This window comes from Psychrobacillus sp. OK032 (genome assembly GCF_900111345.1).
GTDB lineage: Bacteria > Bacillota > Bacilli > Bacillales_A > Planococcaceae > Psychrobacillus.
Window position 1 is genome coordinate 127,325 of the sequence record NZ_FOGY01000006.1, and the last position, 15,953, is coordinate 143,277.

Genomic DNA, 15,953 nt, shown 5'->3' on the forward strand with positions numbered 1-15,953 from the left:
ATGTTCTAGGAGGACTTTCTAGTGAAAATGGAAAGAGTAAGATTAATAGACGGCTTAAGAGGTTTTAGTTTGTTCGGCATATTACTGGCGAACATGCTTATATTTCAATACGGGATGTTTGGGAAAGATGAAATTTCTTACTTCTCGCTGTCAGATCTTGATACAGGAGCATACCAATTTATAAAAATAGTAGTAGAAGGCAGTTTTATGCCGATTTTTACATTCTTGTTTGGATATTCACTTATCAAACTAGTGGAATCATTAAGGAAAAAAGATGTTAGGGTGAGATGGCATTTAGTTAGACGGTTTATCTTACTCATAATCATTGGCATTTTGCATGGAACTTTTTTGTGGGAAGGGGATATTTTAGCTTTCTACGGTTTTATGGGATTCTTCCTATTAATTTTTATTAACAGGAAGGTAAAAACGCTGATCATTTGGGGAGCTATTTTATTTCTTTTAACCAGCGCGATGAACTATGGGGTGTTGGAAGAAACGAAAGAACAAGAGGAAAAACTTTCGACTTATATAACTAAAACAAATGATATTTATACAAACGGCACTTATTCAGATATTTCTCATCATCGAAATAATGAAATGCCACCTATATTTGAAGATGAGAATGAATTCCTTCTAATTTTCGTTATCATTTTAGCTCCATTCGTAACTGCTCCACTATTTCTATTCGGAATGGCGGCAGCAAAGGCTAACTTATTTACTAGACCTAGTTTGGAACGAAAATGGTATAAAATAGGTGTATGGCTACTGCCAATCGGTCTTGCGTTAAAAGGTGCTAGTGTATTTCTACGAGAAAATGCATGGTCTGGAATGTTATTAAATGTGGGTGCCCAGCTTCTTTCTGTTGGATATATCTCTCTATTTGCGCTTTTATTTATCGCATTCGCCCATTCGAAGGTATTTCTCGCTTTTCAAAGTGTCGGAAAGCTTTCTCTTACGAACTATATCATGCAAAGTGTTATATGCACGACCATCTTTTATGGTTACGGTTTAGGATTGTTCGGAGACCTTGGAATGTTAAATAGTATTATTCTTGGACTTGTAATTTTTGCATTACAATGTTTGTGTAGTTCTCTATATTTGAAAAAAATTCGACGAGGTCCACTTGAGATAATATTGAGAATAGGTACAAACTTTTCTTGGAACGGTGCAGTGAGAAAGAGAAAAACAAGATTAAAAAAATCAAAAAAAATAGAGCTAGAAAACACCTTGGTTTAATTGGGACCAAGGTGTTTTTCCAACAGAATATATCGAATTAAGTCCACTCTAAAATTTCAATTCGGTTACCAAATGGGTCATGTATATAAATTCGATTTGCTCCTGGCAAATCGGTATCTACAATGTAGCTAACTTCATTTTTCGTTAAATGTGCTTTCAACGCATCTAAGTTTTCAACTTGAAAAGCAGGGTGTGCTTTTTTAGCTGGAGCAAATGGTTCTTCAATGCCTATATGAATTTGATAATTTGCAAACGTAAACCAAACTCCACCTTTTTTTCTTAATGTCTCAGGCTTTTCTATTTCTTGAAACCCCAGTATTCCACTAAAGAACTGTTTTGCAATTGTTTCTGAACCTTTAGGAGCTGCTAGTTGAACATGATCGATTGACTTAAAAACAAATGACATGATAAATCCCCCTTGTTTTGTTCTAGTTTAAGCTTAACCTAAAGTGAGTCATTTGAAAATTTTATAATAATTATGGATTCACATAAATAAAACTAATGTGCAGATTTTACCCCTTGTACATTCAGCTACCTGTAAAGTAAGAATCGGATAATGAAGAGCCAAAACCGGATAATCACTCGGGAGAATAGGATAATCAAGTGAGCTAATCGGATAATCAGCCACGATAATCGGATAATGAAGCATCAAAATCGGATAATTCCTTATGAAAAAGGTTTCCACCCCTCCAAGAGGTGGAAACCAATTTACATTTTCATCAAAATCTTATTCACCGTATTCTGATTCCTCGCGGTAGACGCCATATCAAGCTTTTTCTCGAAAAAGGCATTTGTAAATTTCGTCTGATGATAGTTTTTCGACAAGCTAATGATGACATTTCGACCATTCCGTACAATAAATTCATCGTCTACTAAACTATCTAATAATGCTTGCTGTTCGTCCGATATGCCATGCGCTAAAAACATGACATACACCTGTTCCTTTAAGAAAATAGGATGCTGCTGAATCTCTTCCAACTCTTCCTTTGAACGGACAACAACTGGGATATCAGAACCGTACGTTTCACGAAGCTTATTCTCAATCTGCCAAACATCATAAGTAGCATTATCAAAAATCACATTCCCCGTTTGTATATACGTCCGCACATTTTCGTAACCCATTTCTTCGAACAGAACCTTCAATGACTTCATATCCACTTTATTTTTAGCACCAAGATTAATGCCGCGAAGTAAAGCAACAAATGACAACTTCATCACTCCTTAGCTAATATCTAGTTCTATATTAACTAAGCCAGAGCCCATTTGTACAACTCAAAACTAACACGAATAAAAACAAAGCAATTAACACAACGTCCACTTTCCCAATCGAAATCACTTGAAAATAACTACTTCTCTGTTCACCGGTAAAACCTCTCGCCTCCATCGCAAACGCAGCTCGTTCTGCTTTTCGAACAGCACCAGCAAGCATAGGTATCAAAATCCGTCGAACACCAAGCAGTCGTTGCAAGGCATTTTTCTCTCCACCAGCACCTCTCAAGCGATGGGCTTGCCCAATTTGTACAAATTCATCTTTCAAAACAGGCAAAAACTGATACCCGACCATCACACCATATGCAATCTTAGGAGACAGCTTTAATTGTTGCATCAAGCTTAAAATGAATGTCACAGGATTCGTTGTTAAAGCAAATAATAAAGATAAACTAGAAAAAGCCAATACTCTAAAACTAAGGGACAGTGCATGATTTAACTGTGTTTCAGTAATTTGCAAATCCCCAATAGTCCAAATAACAGGCCCTGACTGGTCTTCAGCAAAAACAAGCGTCGTCCAAAAATATCCGAAAGCTGTTACAAAAAACGGAAGCATAAAAAGCAACCATTTCTTCCAGTCAATTTGACTAAAGAAAACTTGCAACACAAGTACACCAACCCAAAACACTAGCGGAGTCCAAGGATCGAAAAAGAATGCCATCGCAAACATACAAATAGTAACCGCCAAAAATTTCACTGAAGGATTCATTCTATGCAAAGCATTCTTCACGGAGCATCATTCCTTTCGGAGGGAGGAGGTGATGATCCAATAATAATTGCTCATCTACCCACACCTCATTGGCTTCAAATTTTCCGGTCAAAAGCCCATCATTCATTAATAAAATCGAATCTGCAATACAATAAGCAAATTCCATATCGTGCGTAACGATTAAAAACGTCGTACCTTCGCAAGCACGCTCATCTATCAGTTGAAATAACTCCGATAAAGCTTGCGCATCCTGACCAGAAGTCGGTTCATCCATTAAAATTACTTGTCGCCCATCCGTAAGCATCGCAGCAATCGCCACTCTACGCTTTTGCCCATGGCTTACTGCAAAGGGATGGGAATCCGCAATAGGTAACAATTGCAATCGAGTCATCATATCTTCCACATTATTGCCGCCACCAAATCCGACTTCATCTCGTACATTTTTTGTAAGAAATAAAAACTCAGGAGACTGAGGGACATATCCTAGTAATTTAGGTTGTACAGCCCCATTAGAAGGAATGAGCTGGCATAATGCTTTTAACAATGTAGATTTTCCGCTGCCATTTGGACCAGCAAGCACAGCAATTTCTCCTTGATTTAACACAAAAGTGGTTTCTTGCAAAAAGGATTTTGTTTGCACTTTATTAACCACTAAAGAAGCGTCATCTTTTATACTGCATCTTCTTTTTTCTAAGTTAGGAGCAACTTCGTTTTTATTCAATGAAATACTTCTTTCAAAAAAGTCTCCCCATAAATCCAGTCGATGTTCGATGGCAACAATCGTCATCGCTCGTTTTTGCTGGAGTTCATCTAACCACTCTACATATTTTTTTGCATTATACGGGTCTAGATGAGAAAGTGGTTCATCTAGCAACAGCACTTCCGGTTCCATAATAAGTGCACATGCGGTAGCAATACGTTGTTTCTGACCACCGGAAAGTTTTTGGATGATAGCATGGCGAAACTCGGTTAAATCAGTGAGTTCCAACACCTCACAAATCCTTTTCTCCATTTCATCTCGCTTCACATGCAGATTTTCCAATGTAAATGCAAGCTCTTCTTCGACTGTTTGCATACAAAATTGGGAATCGGGGTCTTGAAAAACTGTTGCGACTCGATGATTTATTTCCCCGGCAATAAAAGAAAGGCTATCTCTTCCAAATAGTTTCACGGAACCAGACAAAATACCATCGCAATTATCCGGATACAACCGATTGGACAAATAAAGCAGCGTCGTTTTACCGCATCCACTCGGACCGGTAATAACTACTCGTTCACCGCGCTGAACGGAAAACGAAAGATTTTCAAGTATCCACTTTTCCTCATCTGGATATCGAAAACTCACTTTCTCAAACTGAATGACATCATGCACGAGCCTCACCTTTTTTCGAACGTGATATTGCATATCCTCGGAGAGAACCAGTTGCTAGCAACCCGTCAGCTACCGCTTTACCACCTACTCCAGCAAGTAATGCACCACTCAAGATTCGAATTCCGAGCATTAAAGCTACATAACCCGTGCTATAAACCGCAAAACCACCTAAAAAATATCCATAAACAAAACTAAATACCGATGAACCAACCCCAGCAAGAATCAGCACCCACAGGTCAAAACGCTTATAACGTGTCGCAGCAAATACCGCTTCCGCCCCTAAACCTTGCACCAAACCTGAAAGTATTAAGCGAGGTCCAACTGCATTTCCGAGTAAAACTTCAATCGCAGCAGCAATCGTTTCTGAAACGACCGCAGCACCAGGTTTTCGGATAATATACATACAAATAATTGATACGATAAACCAAATACCAAAAATCCATTCATATGCAATAGGACCAATAAACCCTGCCCAAATATTGCCGACATGCAAGAATAACAAATACACAATCCCAAACACGACTGCAAATAGAGACATCAATACAATCTCTTTTAACTTCCAAGACTTCAACATTTTAAAGACCTCCGTGCGAAGGACTATTAATACTCATTGAAACGGTCATGACTAAATGTTTATGTTCTTCCGAGCGGGCGTGGGTAAAAGTCTCTTCGTAAAATGCAAATACATCATGAATATCACCGTGAATCCCACTGGCGTAATGCATGGATTCATTGAAGACACCGCGTTCTTTAGCGCGAGCAACTTCTCGGTAAATGACATCCATATAATTCGGATTATTCATTGGATAAAGTGCAAATTGAGAAGATACGTATTGCTTTGTCGTATCCATATTTGCCAAATCATCGCCTTTATCTAAAAAGACATCCCCGGCAGTATCCCCAGGACAACCAGCAGAAAATGTCCCAGATAACGCAACATGCACTCCTGTTTTGGCAGCGTGAAGCGTTAGTGCTTTTGCGACGTTAAACACATGCACTTGTTTTCCGCGAATGACTGTCGACACATCATCTGTATGCATCCACACATTCGACGTATCCGTTTCTTGAAGTGCACCTTTAATCACCGAAATAAAATCATTGGTCATCGGATGTAACGAGAAACGAAATCCGACGATAGGACTTAAACCACATTGCATAATAAAAACCTCCCGAAAAATTTTCATAAAAAAAGACCACATCCGTGAAGATGCAGCCACTTATCCAATAGAAAAGATTTAGGAAAGTCACCGCACTTCCTCACGCAGGTATTATCCTGATCGAGTTATAAGGGATCGGAGCAAATGCTCGCATCTCAGCCATAATGGGCACCCCTAGTGCAGAAAACGGTATGTAGTTTTTTAAATGTGCCCCCAGTATACCCTATGAAAATATTATTGTAAATATAGTTGAAAAATTTCATCAACTCGTCCATGCTTAAATAATTAGAGTATTTGGAGGTAACAGCTTTGAAAAAAATATATATAACTCGAAAATTACCAGATGAAATAGTAAATCCATTAAAAGAAAAATTTGATGTAACGATGTGGCATAGCGAAGAAATTCAAATGACTTATGAAGAGTTAAAAACAGAAGCAAAAGACGCACATGCACTTTGGACGATGCTTTCAGATAAAGTAGATCGAGAATTGATCGAAAGTCTGCCGAACTTAAAAATTATTAGTAACTTAGCAGTCGGCTACAATAATATAGATGTCGAAGCGGCAAAAGAACATGGTATCATTGTTACAAATACACCTGGAGTTCTAACGGAAACAACAGCCGATCTGACATTTGCCTTACTTTTAGCGACAGCTCGACGTATAACAGAAGCTGAACGCGATCTTCGTGCCGGTAAGTGGAAATCATGGACGCCAATGGGTCTAACCGGTATGGATGTATTTGGTGCAACGCTTGGAATTATTGGTATGGGGCGTATCGGTGAAGCAGTAGCAAAACGTGCTAAGGGGTTTAATATGAAAGTCCTGTATCATAACCGCACGCGTAAAATAGAGGCGGAAGAAGAATTTGGTTTTTCTTATCTAGAACTGGACGCACTTCTACAAGAATCCGATTTTATCGTTTTACTAACTCCATTAACAGCAGAAACAAAAGGATTAATTGGTGAACGGGAGCTTGGCTTGATGAAAGAAACTGCAGCAATTATTAACGTTGCACGTGGTGGGATTATTGACGAAGAAGCGTTATACGAAGCCTTAACGACAAATAAAATATGGGCTGCCGGGCTTGATGTATTTGAAGTTGAACCGGTGCCACTGGATCATCCGCTTCTTACATTGCCAAACGTGACAGTGTTGCCTCATATAGGTAGTGCAAGTATTCACACCCGCATGGCTATGATGCAAATGAATGCAGAAGCTATTGAAGCCGTGTTAGAAGAAAAAGAACCGGAAAACCGAGTAGTCTAACTATAGAAGAATAAACAAAAGCACAGGAATGATATTCTGTGCTTTTTGTCCATTGAAAACAGTTGGCGGGTAGATTCTAAACAAAATAACTACCCAACCGATACAAAGAGGGTGATTATTTTTTGAAAAAATAAATCATCAACAATATTGTATACGTAGAAAAGAGTGACCAATATGTTCACTACTCCTTCCGGAGAACAATTTATCGAATTACATGGAAGTTATTCCTTTCCACTTGTCTTATTGTCGGTTATTATAGCGACAGTTGCTTCTTATACAGCAATATCTATGAATGAGCGAGCGCAAAAAAATGGTTTTATTCATCGAAATATTTGGTTAATATTAGCTTCTATTGCAATGGGTTTTGGAATATGGTCCATGCATTTTATAGGGATGAGTGCTTATTCATTGCCAGTTGAAATGCAGTTCCACAAATTATTAACGGTTGTGTCTGTTATACCTGCGATGTTAGCGTCTTTTTTGGCATTTTATATTGCTAGTCGTTCAAAAAGAACTTATTGGACATATATATTTGTTGGTACTGTAATGGGAGTAGGCATATCTTCGATGCATTATATAGGAATGTACGCTATGCAAATGGATCTTCAATATGCTTATGATAAAGGTTTGTTTGTAGCATCTATTGCCATTGCAATAATTGTCTCTGTTATAGCGATATATATATTTTCTAGTTTTCATCGTTTTTTAGTGAATCGAGTTATCCAGTTAATAACTGCTATCGTTATGGGACTTGCAGTTTCCAGTATGCATTACACAGGAATGGCGGCTATTACATTTTACGTTCCGAATGATTTTACACTCGACCCGCAGCAAATGCATATGATGGACATGAGTGGGGTCGCAGTAAGTGTAACGATTGGTATGATTATTTTACTTGGAACTTTACTTTTTTCCAGCTTGGTAGATCGTTATGTAGAATACCGAGCCAATTATTTTGATGTGTTAACTAAATTACCGAATCGTCGTTTATTTGAGCAAAAGTTAGGCAAGCCAGTATTTCCAGAGCATTTAGCTATTTGGCATTTACATGACTTAGAAAAAGTGAATAGAGAATATGATTACAAGTTTGGTGACGAGGTTATCCAATGGGTGGCGAATATGTTAGAGTCCTCCACTTCCAATAAGATGGACTTATACCGAATAGAAGGCAATCGTTTTGCTTTTTTGACAAGGGATATGTATGAGGAAAAGCAAATGCAAGAAGAGATGGAGAAAGTAGCGGAATTACTTCGCCAGCCATTTTCTATTCGTAATCAGGAAGTGATGATTCAAGCGGTATGTGCAATTTCTAAGGCATATAATTATGACGAAGCATCGAGTATTTATGCAAATGCGCTAAGTGTTTTAAATCATCGGTCCGTTCAATACACTCACGAGGTAGTTACGTATGATCCATCTATTCATACATATACGTTTGAAAGAGAAATTGCAGATGATGTATTAAGTGCAATGTATAAAGGCGAACTTTATCTTGTATTTCAACCTAAAGTTAGTATGCCAACGAATGAAATAATGGGAGTAGAAACATTACTAAGGTGGAATCATCCTGTTTATGGAATGCTTTCCCCGGGTGTATTTATTCCTATTTTAGAAGATCATGATCGAATGATGGATGTAACGGATTGGATTATTAAACTTGTCTGTCGTCAAATCTCCATTTGGAGCGTCGAGGGAATCCCTATTGGGCAAGTAGCGATTAATATACCAGGTCAGTATATTATTTCTCCACGGTTACTAAAAGTATTAAAACGTACATTGAACGATTATGATATAAAACCAGCACAATTAGAGCTAGAGATTACAGAAACGAGTTTCGTAAAAAATATTGCGGAAGCGATGCGAGCGGTGAGTATTTTTCGCGAAGAAGGATTTTCTGTAGCATTAGACGATTTCGGAACGGGTGTCTCCTCTTTATCCTATTTAAAGCAGATGCCAATATCTACGCTTAAAATAGATAAGTCGTTTATAGATGAAATACCACATTCTAAAAAGGATTCTTCCATTATTCAAGCGATAATAAGGCTTGGAGAGTCTTTGGACTTAAGCATTGTATTTGAAGGGGTCGAAACAAAGGAACAAGTAGAGTTTTTAGTTGCTACATGTAAAGATCCAGTTATCCAAGGCTATTATTTTGCGAAGCCGATGAAGCCAGAGGAACTAAAAGAGTGGAGGAATAAAGATGTCGAATGAACTTTTTTATTCAGAAATGAACAATCATCTTGAAGTCGATTCTAAATCACTTATTCTATTCATTAGTAAAGAGTTCAAATCGCATTTTACGAAAGATATTACAGCATTGTATCATTACACGGATCTAGAAGGAGCCCAAGGGATAATTAGCAACAAGACATTTTGGGCTTCCCATATAAAATTTATGAATGATTCCAAAGAATATAGCCACGGCTTGGAAATATGTGAAGCAATTGTACAAAATTTAATACAAGAATTCCTAAAAGAAAATCCAAAACGTTCCTATTTGGAGGAAGTATTTACAATTTTAGAAGAACAAGATACGGACATTTTTGTCGTATCTTTTTGTGAAAGTGAAGATCTACTTAGTCAATGGAGGGGATATAGTCGTAGCAAATATGGTGTATCGATTGGTTTTGACTATGCTGCTCTTTTTGACGTCTCTTTTCATCTAAGCGAAGAAAACTTTTTTCCACGAAAAGTCATTTACAACCACCAATTACAACAGCAAATTATTCATCGCATAATCGATGTCGCATTAGCTAGTATTGAAATGAATGCCGACAAACCTTCATATACACCAAAAGAAGTAGCAAGAACAATCGGGTACTTCTTACCTCTCTTTAAGCATTCTACGTTTTCTGAAGAAAAAGAATGGCGAATCATCGTAACAAACTCCAAAAGTATGCCCTATCAGCACGAACTAAAATTTCGTGCCCGCGATAATATTATTTTGCCGTATATCGAATTGTTAACACATAACAAAGTGACGCATAATGATAACAAACTCCCAATCAACCAAATAACTATAGGACCTTCTGGAACAAATGAGTTCACCGCAAGAAGCCTTAACTATTATTTGAAAAACGTTGGATACCCAACCGTTCCTATTAAAATATCCCATATTCCATACCGTTAAGAACTACCTCATAAAAGTGTTCGTCCCAAGGAGAACTAGTTGCCTTCAGGGTAATTTGGTCGCTTGAGGTACTAAGTTGATTGCTTCCAATTTTTAAAGACATTCATATTTTTACAGCTTGGTCCTTGGAGGTAATATCGGAAGCGCCAGGTTTATTTTTCTAACTGTACAATGCAGCATCAAGATAGATAGTAAATTTTCACTGAAACCTTTGATTTGCGACTTTCGTATATTAATCAGTAAGTTAACAAGGGTGAGCTACAGATGTCTTTTTTAATAAAGTATTGGCAAGCTTTGGAGTAGGTGGAGCCAAAGTAGATACAAAACTTGAAAAGTCAGTGTATGTCGCAGGAGAAATGATGAGAAGCGAAGTGGAAGTCTACGGAGGGAATATCGATCAACAAGTGGACTCCTTTATTTAACTGTGTATACGACTTACATCCGAGAGTCAGATGAAAAAATACACAGATGTTGCACCAGTGAAAAAGATTAAGATCAATGAACCGTTTGGAGGTTTTCTTGCAGAAGCACTGGAAATGGATGCGAGTCATATTAGACTTTCCATCACAATGCAAGTATTTACAGGAGAAGTTGAAACAAGTCATATCGAATCATCTTTGAAGAAGCCATTTAGTGCCAGTGTCCACTTTATATAAAATTATTGCTAAGGAAGAAGCTTTGAAGAATAGCTTCGTTCTTAGCCTTTTTAATAGATTTTTATTCTAATTAGTTTTAAGAAAATCAGAAATCGTGGGAATTACTCTTCTACTACATAAATTGACACAAAACTAACCACTGGTTATATTATAACCAGTGGTTAGTTTTGTAGAGAGATGGGATTATATGAAAAGTAAACAGGGATTACGTTCGGAAGAAACTAAAAAACAGATTTTACAATCCGCTGGAAAGTTATTTGCTAAAAAAGGATACGATACTGTAACGATACGAGAAATTGCAAAGGATGCGGGTTGTTCGCATACTACCATTTATCTTTATTTTAAAGATAAGGATGCGCTGCTACACCAACTTTCGATGCCTTCCTTGGAAGAATTACATGGAAAGTTGCAACAAATTTCAAAGGTAAATACATTATCAGCAGAAGACAGATTAAAAGAAATTAGTCGTGAATATATTTACTTTTGCTTAAACAATCGCAATATGTACGATATTTTTTTCAACGCAAAATCTTCAAGAGTGGATGAAGAAGTGCCAGAACTGGAAATCAACAAACTTCGATTGGAAATTTTTTCACTTATGAAGCTAGTTGTTCAAGAGTGTCTTTCTATTCCAAATGATGAACGATTATTGACCTTTTCTCGGATTTATTATTATCAGTTGAATGGTATTTTAAGTACTTACTCGTATCAACATGAACCGCTTGACGTTTTAATGGATAGATTGACGCCAACGTTTGACCTTGCTATTGAAATTCTTTTATTAGGTTTTAAAGAAAAATTAACATAAAGGGGACATGAAGATGAAAGCGGAGAAGATTTCTGAACATATTTGGAGTTTGAAAACGTGGATGTTCGTACCAATTCATGTGTGGGTCGTTGTGGATGAAGAAGGGGTCACATTAGTGGATGCAGGGATGCAGATGATGGCAAAAGAAATAATGAAATTTATTAAACAATTGAATGCCGGACCTTTCAAGCGAATTCTACTAACCCACGGTCATGTAGATCATGTTGGAGCGGTAAAATCGATATTGACTGAAAATGAAGTGCCGGTATACGCGCATCGAATTGAAATTCCATATTTGGAAGGAGAACTTCTTTATCCTAAACGAAAGAAACTGGAATACAACTTGCCTAAACAGTTAACCGAGCCCCTCTCAGAAGATGAGTTTGGGAACTTAAAATCTGTAGGCGGACTTACACCATTTCTAACACCGGGTCATTCCCCAGGCCATGTTGTCTATTATCATGAGAAGGATCAAGTGCTGCTAGCGGGTGACCTATTTAACTCGAAAAAAGGGAAATTGCATCCGCCTATGTTTACTGCTGAAATGGCTAAAGCAGTAAAAAGTGCTGCCATTGTAGGGCAATTAAAACCAAAAAGATTGGAAGTTTGCCATGGGAACTCAGTGTTCCATCCCGTGGACCAGTTAGAAGAATACGTTCGAAAAACAGAGAAAAAATTCGGGGGAATTTAATCGTGCTGATTGTTCAATATACGGTATTTGGTCTATTTTTTCTAATGGAATTATGTGCACTAACAGCGTTTTCCTACTGGGGATTTCATATGGATCGTGGCTGGTTTATAAAGCTTTTGTTTGGGTTAGGAACTCCACTTCTGATCGCCGTGTTTTGGGGGACATTCATTGCCCCAAAAGCCTCTTTTCCTGTGTCCACTTCGTTACGAATTATTTTACAGCTGATAGTTTTTGCTTTAGCTACTGCAGCCCTATATTTTTCGGGAAAGAGCAAGCTGGCGGCTATATTTGGAGTAGTTGTATTGGTTGAAATGATATTAATGTACACAATCGAAGAATGATAATTAAGTATTTTTCTTCGTACAGTTAATAAGAAAGGTAACATTTAAAGGGGCAATCGGAAGTAAGGAGCAAACTGCTTCATCAATTCATATTGGGGTTATTTTTTTAATAAAGTATAGATAAATCAATGAAAATCCTAATGACGAATATCACTGACAAACTAGAATTCCAATATTGGGGAGTATATTTGAATATATTTATTCGAATTGCAGAGCTATTGTTAGGTATCATTTTTTTAGGGGCAGGTATTAATAATTTGCAGGTTCGTTCCACTTGTTTTAGTTGTTTTGGCGAGTATTATCGTCAATATATTAGCATGTCATCTTTTTGTAGACTCCGAGTTGCTTCCTTTAGCCATTTTAGTCGTGTTACTAGAAGGGGTATTAGTATGGTTCTGTCGTAATAGTTTCAAGCGTTTATTGGAAAGTAAGCCAAAATACATTAGGAGGAATGTTTATAAAAGCTATAGTTTCTAATAAATATGGTACACCTGATACTCTAGAACTAAAAGAGGTAGAAAACCCAAATCTTAAGGACAATGAAGTACTAGTAAAAATTCATGCGGCATCCGTGAATTATGGGAACCTGGTTCTTTTGAAAGGGGAACCGTTCTTAGCTCGCCTCGCGTTCGGACTTTTAAAACCAAAATACTCAATACCCGGAGGCGACATAGCAGGACGGGTTGATTCAGTTGGCAAAGATGTTAAGGATTTTCAGCCAGGAGATGAAGTGTTCGGGGACTTGTCCCGTTGTGGTTGGGGTGGTTTTGCCGAATATGTTTCTGTTCCCGAAAATGTATTAGCTTTAAAACCTGTCAATCTATCCTTTGAGGAAGCTGCAGCCGTTCCAATGGCAGCCGCTACGGCCCTACAGAGTCTTAGGGATAAAGGCAAGGTTCAATCAGGAAAAAAGGTTCTTATTTATGGTGCCTCTGGTGGTGTGGGGAATTTTGCGGTACAGATCGCTAAAACGTTCGGAGCAGAAGTAACCGCTGTGTGTAGTACGAGAAATATAAGTCTAGCAAAATCGAGTGGTGCAGATTTCGTTATCGATTATAAGAAGGAGGATTTTGCTAAATTAAAGGAGCGTTATGATCTTATTCTTGGAGTAAATGGAAACAATCCGATATCAGTTTATAAACGTGCATTGAATCCCCATGGAATTTTTGTTCACGTTGGAGGTTCTGGGTCTCAATTATTCCAAGCCATGTTGCAAGGGCCATGGATTTCAATGACAGGGAGTAAGAGAATAGGTAGTTTTTTACAAAGATCAAACCAAAAAGATTTAGTTTTTATAAAAGCACTTATTGAAGCCGGCAAAGTAAAACCTGTTATTGATAGAAGTTATAAGTTGAGTGAAGTTCCCGAAGCTCTCAAATATTTTGAACAAGGTCACTCTCAAGGTAAGGTTGTCATCACTGTGTGAATAGTCTATTCATGACTATTTATCCTTTATTGGTGCGAGAGTTAAGTTATAATACCAATAAGCAAAAAAATAAACGATTCAAATGCAAGGGGGGCTCCCTATTTCAGTGGATATGGAAACACAAATTATTGACGATGTCATGCAGCAAATAGTCTCCAAAACAATGAAGCACGGAGAAAAAATACCTTCCGAAAACGAACTCGCCGCCAAATATAAAGTGCCGAGAATGACGGTAAGAAACGCACTGACAAAATTAGAGGAACGAGGATATATATACTCCATTCAAGGAAAAGGACGCTATTTAAAAGAAGCATCCACTCAAATTCAGTTACATTTAACAGGTAAAACAAGCTTTACAGATAAAATGAAGGAAGCAGGATATGATTTGAAAACGGAGAATATTCTCTGTGAAATGATAGCGTATAACGAACAACTCTTTAATAAAATAAATGCAAACAAAGAGGATAGTGTCTATAAAATAGGGCGAATTCGTTATATCAACGGAGAACCAATAGCCATTCACTATTCCTATGTAAGTGATAAGATGTTCGGAGAAATTGAGAAAGATGGTCCAAAAATTAAATCGATGTTCGCTTACTATCGTAAGCTTGGCTACAAGGAATTTGCCAGTCAGAAAAGCTTGCTAAGCATTACGTTTCCAACTTCCGAGGAACAGCAACTATTATTTTGTAAAAGCATGATACCGCTTATCGTCGTGGAGAGTGAATGTATCGATGTAGCTTCAAATGAAGTACTTGAACATACAAAAATACTGTATCGTAGTGATAAATTTAAATATGATATTACAATGGATTGACCAAAAAGCAACAGGTAAAGGATGAGATTGTCCTTTACCTGTTTTTTTATTGTTTCAGGAAATGTATAACTTCTTCAAAAACAATATAGGAATAATGCGTCACAGGAGAAAGTTTGTCGTGTTCGGAAGCCAATTTGTCGCTTTCGAGATGGGCTTTGTCGTGTTCGAAGGCTAGTTTGTCGCGTTCACAGTGCATTTTGTCTCGTTCAGCCATTTACTGGATTTCGCGCGGCGACTCCAGCGGGAATAGCAGATGTTTTCTGCACCGAAAGCAAAGCGGCAGGTGCATGAGCTGAAGACCCCGCAGGAGCGCATAAAGGAACAAAGGCTAAGAACGCCACCTCGTGTGGCAACGCCTTCGTGACCAACATCCTGTTGGCCTGAGGAGGCTGAAGCCATGCCCGCGGAAAGCGTCCGCCCTGCAGCGGAAATTCAAGCGGAAAATTATTAGTGCGCATTATTCCTATTTGTGCATGAACTATCGATTATTAAAGGTTTTTTTCATCGGGAAGAAGTCCGAGCAAGCCAACCCAACGAGTCCAATTATTAAGAAAATTTACAAACATTTACGATACCTTAAAACACAGCAACTTGGCGACAAGTTAAGATGAACTTGCAAAGGAGGATTCAACCGTATGAAAAGAAGAAGAAGAACTGAAATTCTCATTCAAGAAAATGGCCAGTTAGCGCAAGAGCTAGCGGAAACAATAATAGATGCATATGAATGCAAAGAAATTTTAGCACCGCAATATGGATTAACGATGATTAAAATGCGTGAATCTGCTAAAAAATCTTTATTTTATATAGGAGAAGTCCTTATAACAGAAGCAAAAGTAGAGATAAATAATTGCATCGGATTAGGAATCGTTGTAGGCATGGAAGATGAACTTGCCAAACACCTCGCAATAATCGATGCAGCATATAAAGCAAAATTACCAGAAACAATCACTTGGCGAAATCAGCTAATTGAAGCAGAAAAACAAATCATAAAAGAACATGCGAAAAAACAAGCAGAGCTTTTCAAAACGAAAGTTAACTTTGAAACGATGGAAATTTAACGAAATAAGGAGGG

19 protein-coding genes and 1 riboswitch are annotated in these 15,953 nt (G+C 37.7%); of the genes, 13 read left to right on the forward strand and 6 right to left on the reverse strand.

Going from position 1 to position 15,953, the window contains the following annotated elements:
- Positions 1 to 27 precede the first annotated feature (27 nt).
- A complete protein-coding gene (locus tag BMZ04_RS13025; protein ID WP_369802668.1) occupies positions 28 to 1,236 on the forward strand; it encodes a DUF418 domain-containing protein in 1,209 nt (402 codons plus the stop codon).
- A gap of 37 nt (positions 1,237 to 1,273) precedes the next feature.
- Here BMZ04_RS13025 and BMZ04_RS13030 read toward each other — a convergent pair whose 3' ends face one another.
- From BMZ04_RS13030 to BMZ04_RS13055, 6 genes are all read right to left on the reverse strand, one after another.
- On the reverse strand, positions 1,274 to 1,642 hold the full coding sequence (locus BMZ04_RS13030) for a VOC family protein (RefSeq protein WP_093271215.1): 369 nt from the start codon (positions 1,640 to 1,642) through the stop codon (positions 1,274 to 1,276).
- 302 nt (positions 1,643 to 1,944) lie between these two features.
- The gene (locus BMZ04_RS13035) at positions 1,945 to 2,445 is read right to left on the reverse strand and encodes a DUF1697 domain-containing protein (RefSeq protein WP_177184436.1); all 501 of its coding nucleotides are present in this window, start codon (positions 2,443 to 2,445) and stop codon (positions 1,945 to 1,947) included.
- Positions 2,446 to 2,479: 34 nt separating this feature from the next.
- A complete protein-coding gene (locus BMZ04_RS13040; RefSeq protein WP_255367913.1) occupies positions 2,480 to 3,214 on the reverse strand; it encodes an energy-coupling factor transporter transmembrane component T family protein in 735 nt (244 codons plus the stop codon).
- A gap of 1 nt (position 3,215) precedes the next feature.
- Positions 3,216 to 4,619: an ABC transporter ATP-binding protein gene (locus tag BMZ04_RS13045; RefSeq protein WP_093271224.1), complete on the reverse strand. Its 1,404-nt coding sequence runs from the start codon at positions 4,617 to 4,619 to the stop codon at positions 3,216 to 3,218.
- Positions 4,579 to 5,157, reverse strand: a complete 579-nt coding sequence (locus tag BMZ04_RS13050; RefSeq protein ID WP_255367922.1) for an ECF transporter S component — start codon at positions 5,155 to 5,157, stop codon at positions 4,579 to 4,581. The genes BMZ04_RS13045 and BMZ04_RS13050 overlap by 41 nt, the downstream gene beginning before the upstream one ends.
- A 4-nt stretch (positions 5,158 to 5,161) precedes the next feature.
- A complete protein-coding gene (locus tag BMZ04_RS13055; RefSeq protein ID WP_177184437.1) occupies positions 5,162 to 5,743 on the reverse strand; it encodes a YkoF family thiamine/hydroxymethylpyrimidine-binding protein in 582 nt (193 codons plus the stop codon).
- A gap of 80 nt (positions 5,744 to 5,823) precedes the next feature.
- A riboswitch (TPP riboswitch) is annotated at positions 5,824 to 5,929 on the reverse strand.
- A gap of 123 nt (positions 5,930 to 6,052) precedes the next feature.
- Between BMZ04_RS13055 and BMZ04_RS13060 the strand changes: the two genes are divergently transcribed.
- From BMZ04_RS13060 to phnG, 12 genes are all read left to right on the forward strand, one after another.
- On the forward strand, positions 6,053 to 7,012 hold the full coding sequence (locus tag BMZ04_RS13060; RefSeq protein ID WP_093271233.1) for a 2-hydroxyacid dehydrogenase: 960 nt from the start codon (positions 6,053 to 6,055) through the stop codon (positions 7,010 to 7,012).
- A gap of 174 nt (positions 7,013 to 7,186) precedes the next feature.
- Complete coding sequence (locus tag BMZ04_RS13065; protein ID WP_093271236.1) at positions 7,187 to 9,223, forward strand: bifunctional diguanylate cyclase/phosphodiesterase; 2,037 nt, start codon at positions 7,187 to 7,189, stop codon at positions 9,221 to 9,223.
- On the forward strand, positions 9,213 to 10,142 hold the full coding sequence (locus tag BMZ04_RS13070) for a DUF2971 domain-containing protein (RefSeq protein ID WP_093271239.1): 930 nt from the start codon (positions 9,213 to 9,215) through the stop codon (positions 10,140 to 10,142). Before BMZ04_RS13065 ends, BMZ04_RS13070 begins: the two co-directional genes overlap by 11 nt.
- 284 nt (positions 10,143 to 10,426) lie before the next feature.
- On the forward strand, positions 10,427 to 10,564 hold the full coding sequence (locus BMZ04_RS22830) for a sporulation protein (RefSeq protein WP_255367914.1): 138 nt from the start codon (positions 10,427 to 10,429) through the stop codon (positions 10,562 to 10,564).
- Positions 10,565 to 10,594: 30 nt separating this feature from the next.
- Entirely contained in the window at positions 10,595 to 10,798 is a 204-nt protein-coding gene (locus BMZ04_RS22835; protein WP_255367915.1) for a hypothetical protein, read from the forward strand.
- Positions 10,799 to 10,985: 187 nt separating this feature from the next.
- A complete protein-coding gene (locus tag BMZ04_RS13080) occupies positions 10,986 to 11,606 on the forward strand; it encodes a TetR/AcrR family transcriptional regulator (protein WP_093271241.1) in 621 nt (206 codons plus the stop codon).
- 13 nt (positions 11,607 to 11,619) lie between these two features.
- Positions 11,620 to 12,297 carry an MBL fold metallo-hydrolase gene (locus BMZ04_RS13085; RefSeq protein WP_093271243.1) on the forward strand — a complete coding sequence of 226 codons (678 nt, stop codon included), beginning with the start codon at positions 11,620 to 11,622 and terminating at the stop codon, positions 12,295 to 12,297.
- 2 nt (positions 12,298 to 12,299) lie between these two features.
- A complete protein-coding gene (locus BMZ04_RS13090) occupies positions 12,300 to 12,638 on the forward strand; it encodes a YrdB family protein (protein ID WP_093271246.1) in 339 nt (112 codons plus the stop codon).
- Between the two features lie 140 nt (positions 12,639 to 12,778).
- Positions 12,779 to 13,042 (forward strand): hypothetical protein, encoded by a 264-nt coding sequence (locus BMZ04_RS22035; protein ID WP_143128303.1) that lies wholly within the window; start codon positions 12,779 to 12,781, stop codon positions 13,040 to 13,042.
- Positions 13,043 to 13,089: 47 nt separating this feature from the next.
- Positions 13,090 to 14,064, forward strand: a complete 975-nt coding sequence (locus BMZ04_RS13095; RefSeq protein WP_093271249.1) for an NAD(P)-dependent alcohol dehydrogenase — start codon at positions 13,090 to 13,092, stop codon at positions 14,062 to 14,064.
- 112 nt (positions 14,065 to 14,176) lie between these two features.
- Positions 14,177 to 14,881, forward strand: a complete 705-nt coding sequence (locus tag BMZ04_RS13100) for a GntR family transcriptional regulator (protein ID WP_255367923.1) — start codon at positions 14,177 to 14,179, stop codon at positions 14,879 to 14,881.
- A 635-nt stretch (positions 14,882 to 15,516) separates the two neighbouring features.
- Positions 15,517 to 15,939 (forward strand): phosphonate C-P lyase system protein PhnG, encoded by a 423-nt coding sequence (gene phnG / locus BMZ04_RS13110; protein WP_093271254.1) that lies wholly within the window; start codon positions 15,517 to 15,519, stop codon positions 15,937 to 15,939.
- The last annotated feature ends 14 nt before the right edge of the window (positions 15,940 to 15,953 follow it).

What these genes read in the sequence shown, in the direction of transcription:
- BMZ04_RS13040 (WP_255367913.1), bottom strand. Translation starts at nt 3,214, where the DNA reads ATGAATCCTTCAGTGAAATTTTTGGCGGTTACTATTTGTATGTTTGCG.
- BMZ04_RS13095 (WP_093271249.1), top strand. Translation starts at nt 13,090, where the DNA reads ATGTTTATAAAAGCTATAGTTTCTAATAAATATGGTACACCTGATACT.
- BMZ04_RS13025 (WP_369802668.1), top strand. Translation starts at nt 28, where the DNA reads ATGGAAAGAGTAAGATTAATAGACGGCTTAAGAGGTTTTAGTTTGTTC.
- phnG (WP_093271254.1), top strand. Translation starts at nt 15,517, where the DNA reads ATGAAAAGAAGAAGAAGAACTGAAATTCTCATTCAAGAAAATGGCCAG.
- BMZ04_RS13045 (WP_093271224.1), bottom strand. Translation starts at nt 4,619, where the DNA reads ATGCAATATCACGTTCGAAAAAAGGTGAGGCTCGTGCATGATGTCATT.
- BMZ04_RS22835 (WP_255367915.1), top strand. Translation starts at nt 10,595, where the DNA reads ATGAAAAAATACACAGATGTTGCACCAGTGAAAAAGATTAAGATCAAT.
- BMZ04_RS13065 (WP_093271236.1), top strand. Translation starts at nt 7,187, where the DNA reads ATGTTCACTACTCCTTCCGGAGAACAATTTATCGAATTACATGGAAGT.
- BMZ04_RS13080 (WP_093271241.1), top strand. Translation starts at nt 10,986, where the DNA reads ATGAAAAGTAAACAGGGATTACGTTCGGAAGAAACTAAAAAACAGATT.
- BMZ04_RS13085 (WP_093271243.1), top strand. Translation starts at nt 11,620, where the DNA reads ATGAAAGCGGAGAAGATTTCTGAACATATTTGGAGTTTGAAAACGTGG.
- BMZ04_RS13100 (WP_255367923.1), top strand. Translation starts at nt 14,177, where the DNA reads ATGGAAACACAAATTATTGACGATGTCATGCAGCAAATAGTCTCCAAA.
- BMZ04_RS22035 (WP_143128303.1), top strand. Translation starts at nt 12,779, where the DNA reads ATGACGAATATCACTGACAAACTAGAATTCCAATATTGGGGAGTATAT.
- BMZ04_RS13030 (WP_093271215.1), bottom strand. Translation starts at nt 1,642, where the DNA reads ATGTCATTTGTTTTTAAGTCAATCGATCATGTTCAACTAGCAGCTCCT.
- BMZ04_RS13055 (WP_177184437.1), bottom strand. Translation starts at nt 5,743, where the DNA reads ATGCAATGTGGTTTAAGTCCTATCGTCGGATTTCGTTTCTCGTTACAT.
- BMZ04_RS13070 (WP_093271239.1), top strand. Translation starts at nt 9,213, where the DNA reads ATGTCGAATGAACTTTTTTATTCAGAAATGAACAATCATCTTGAAGTC.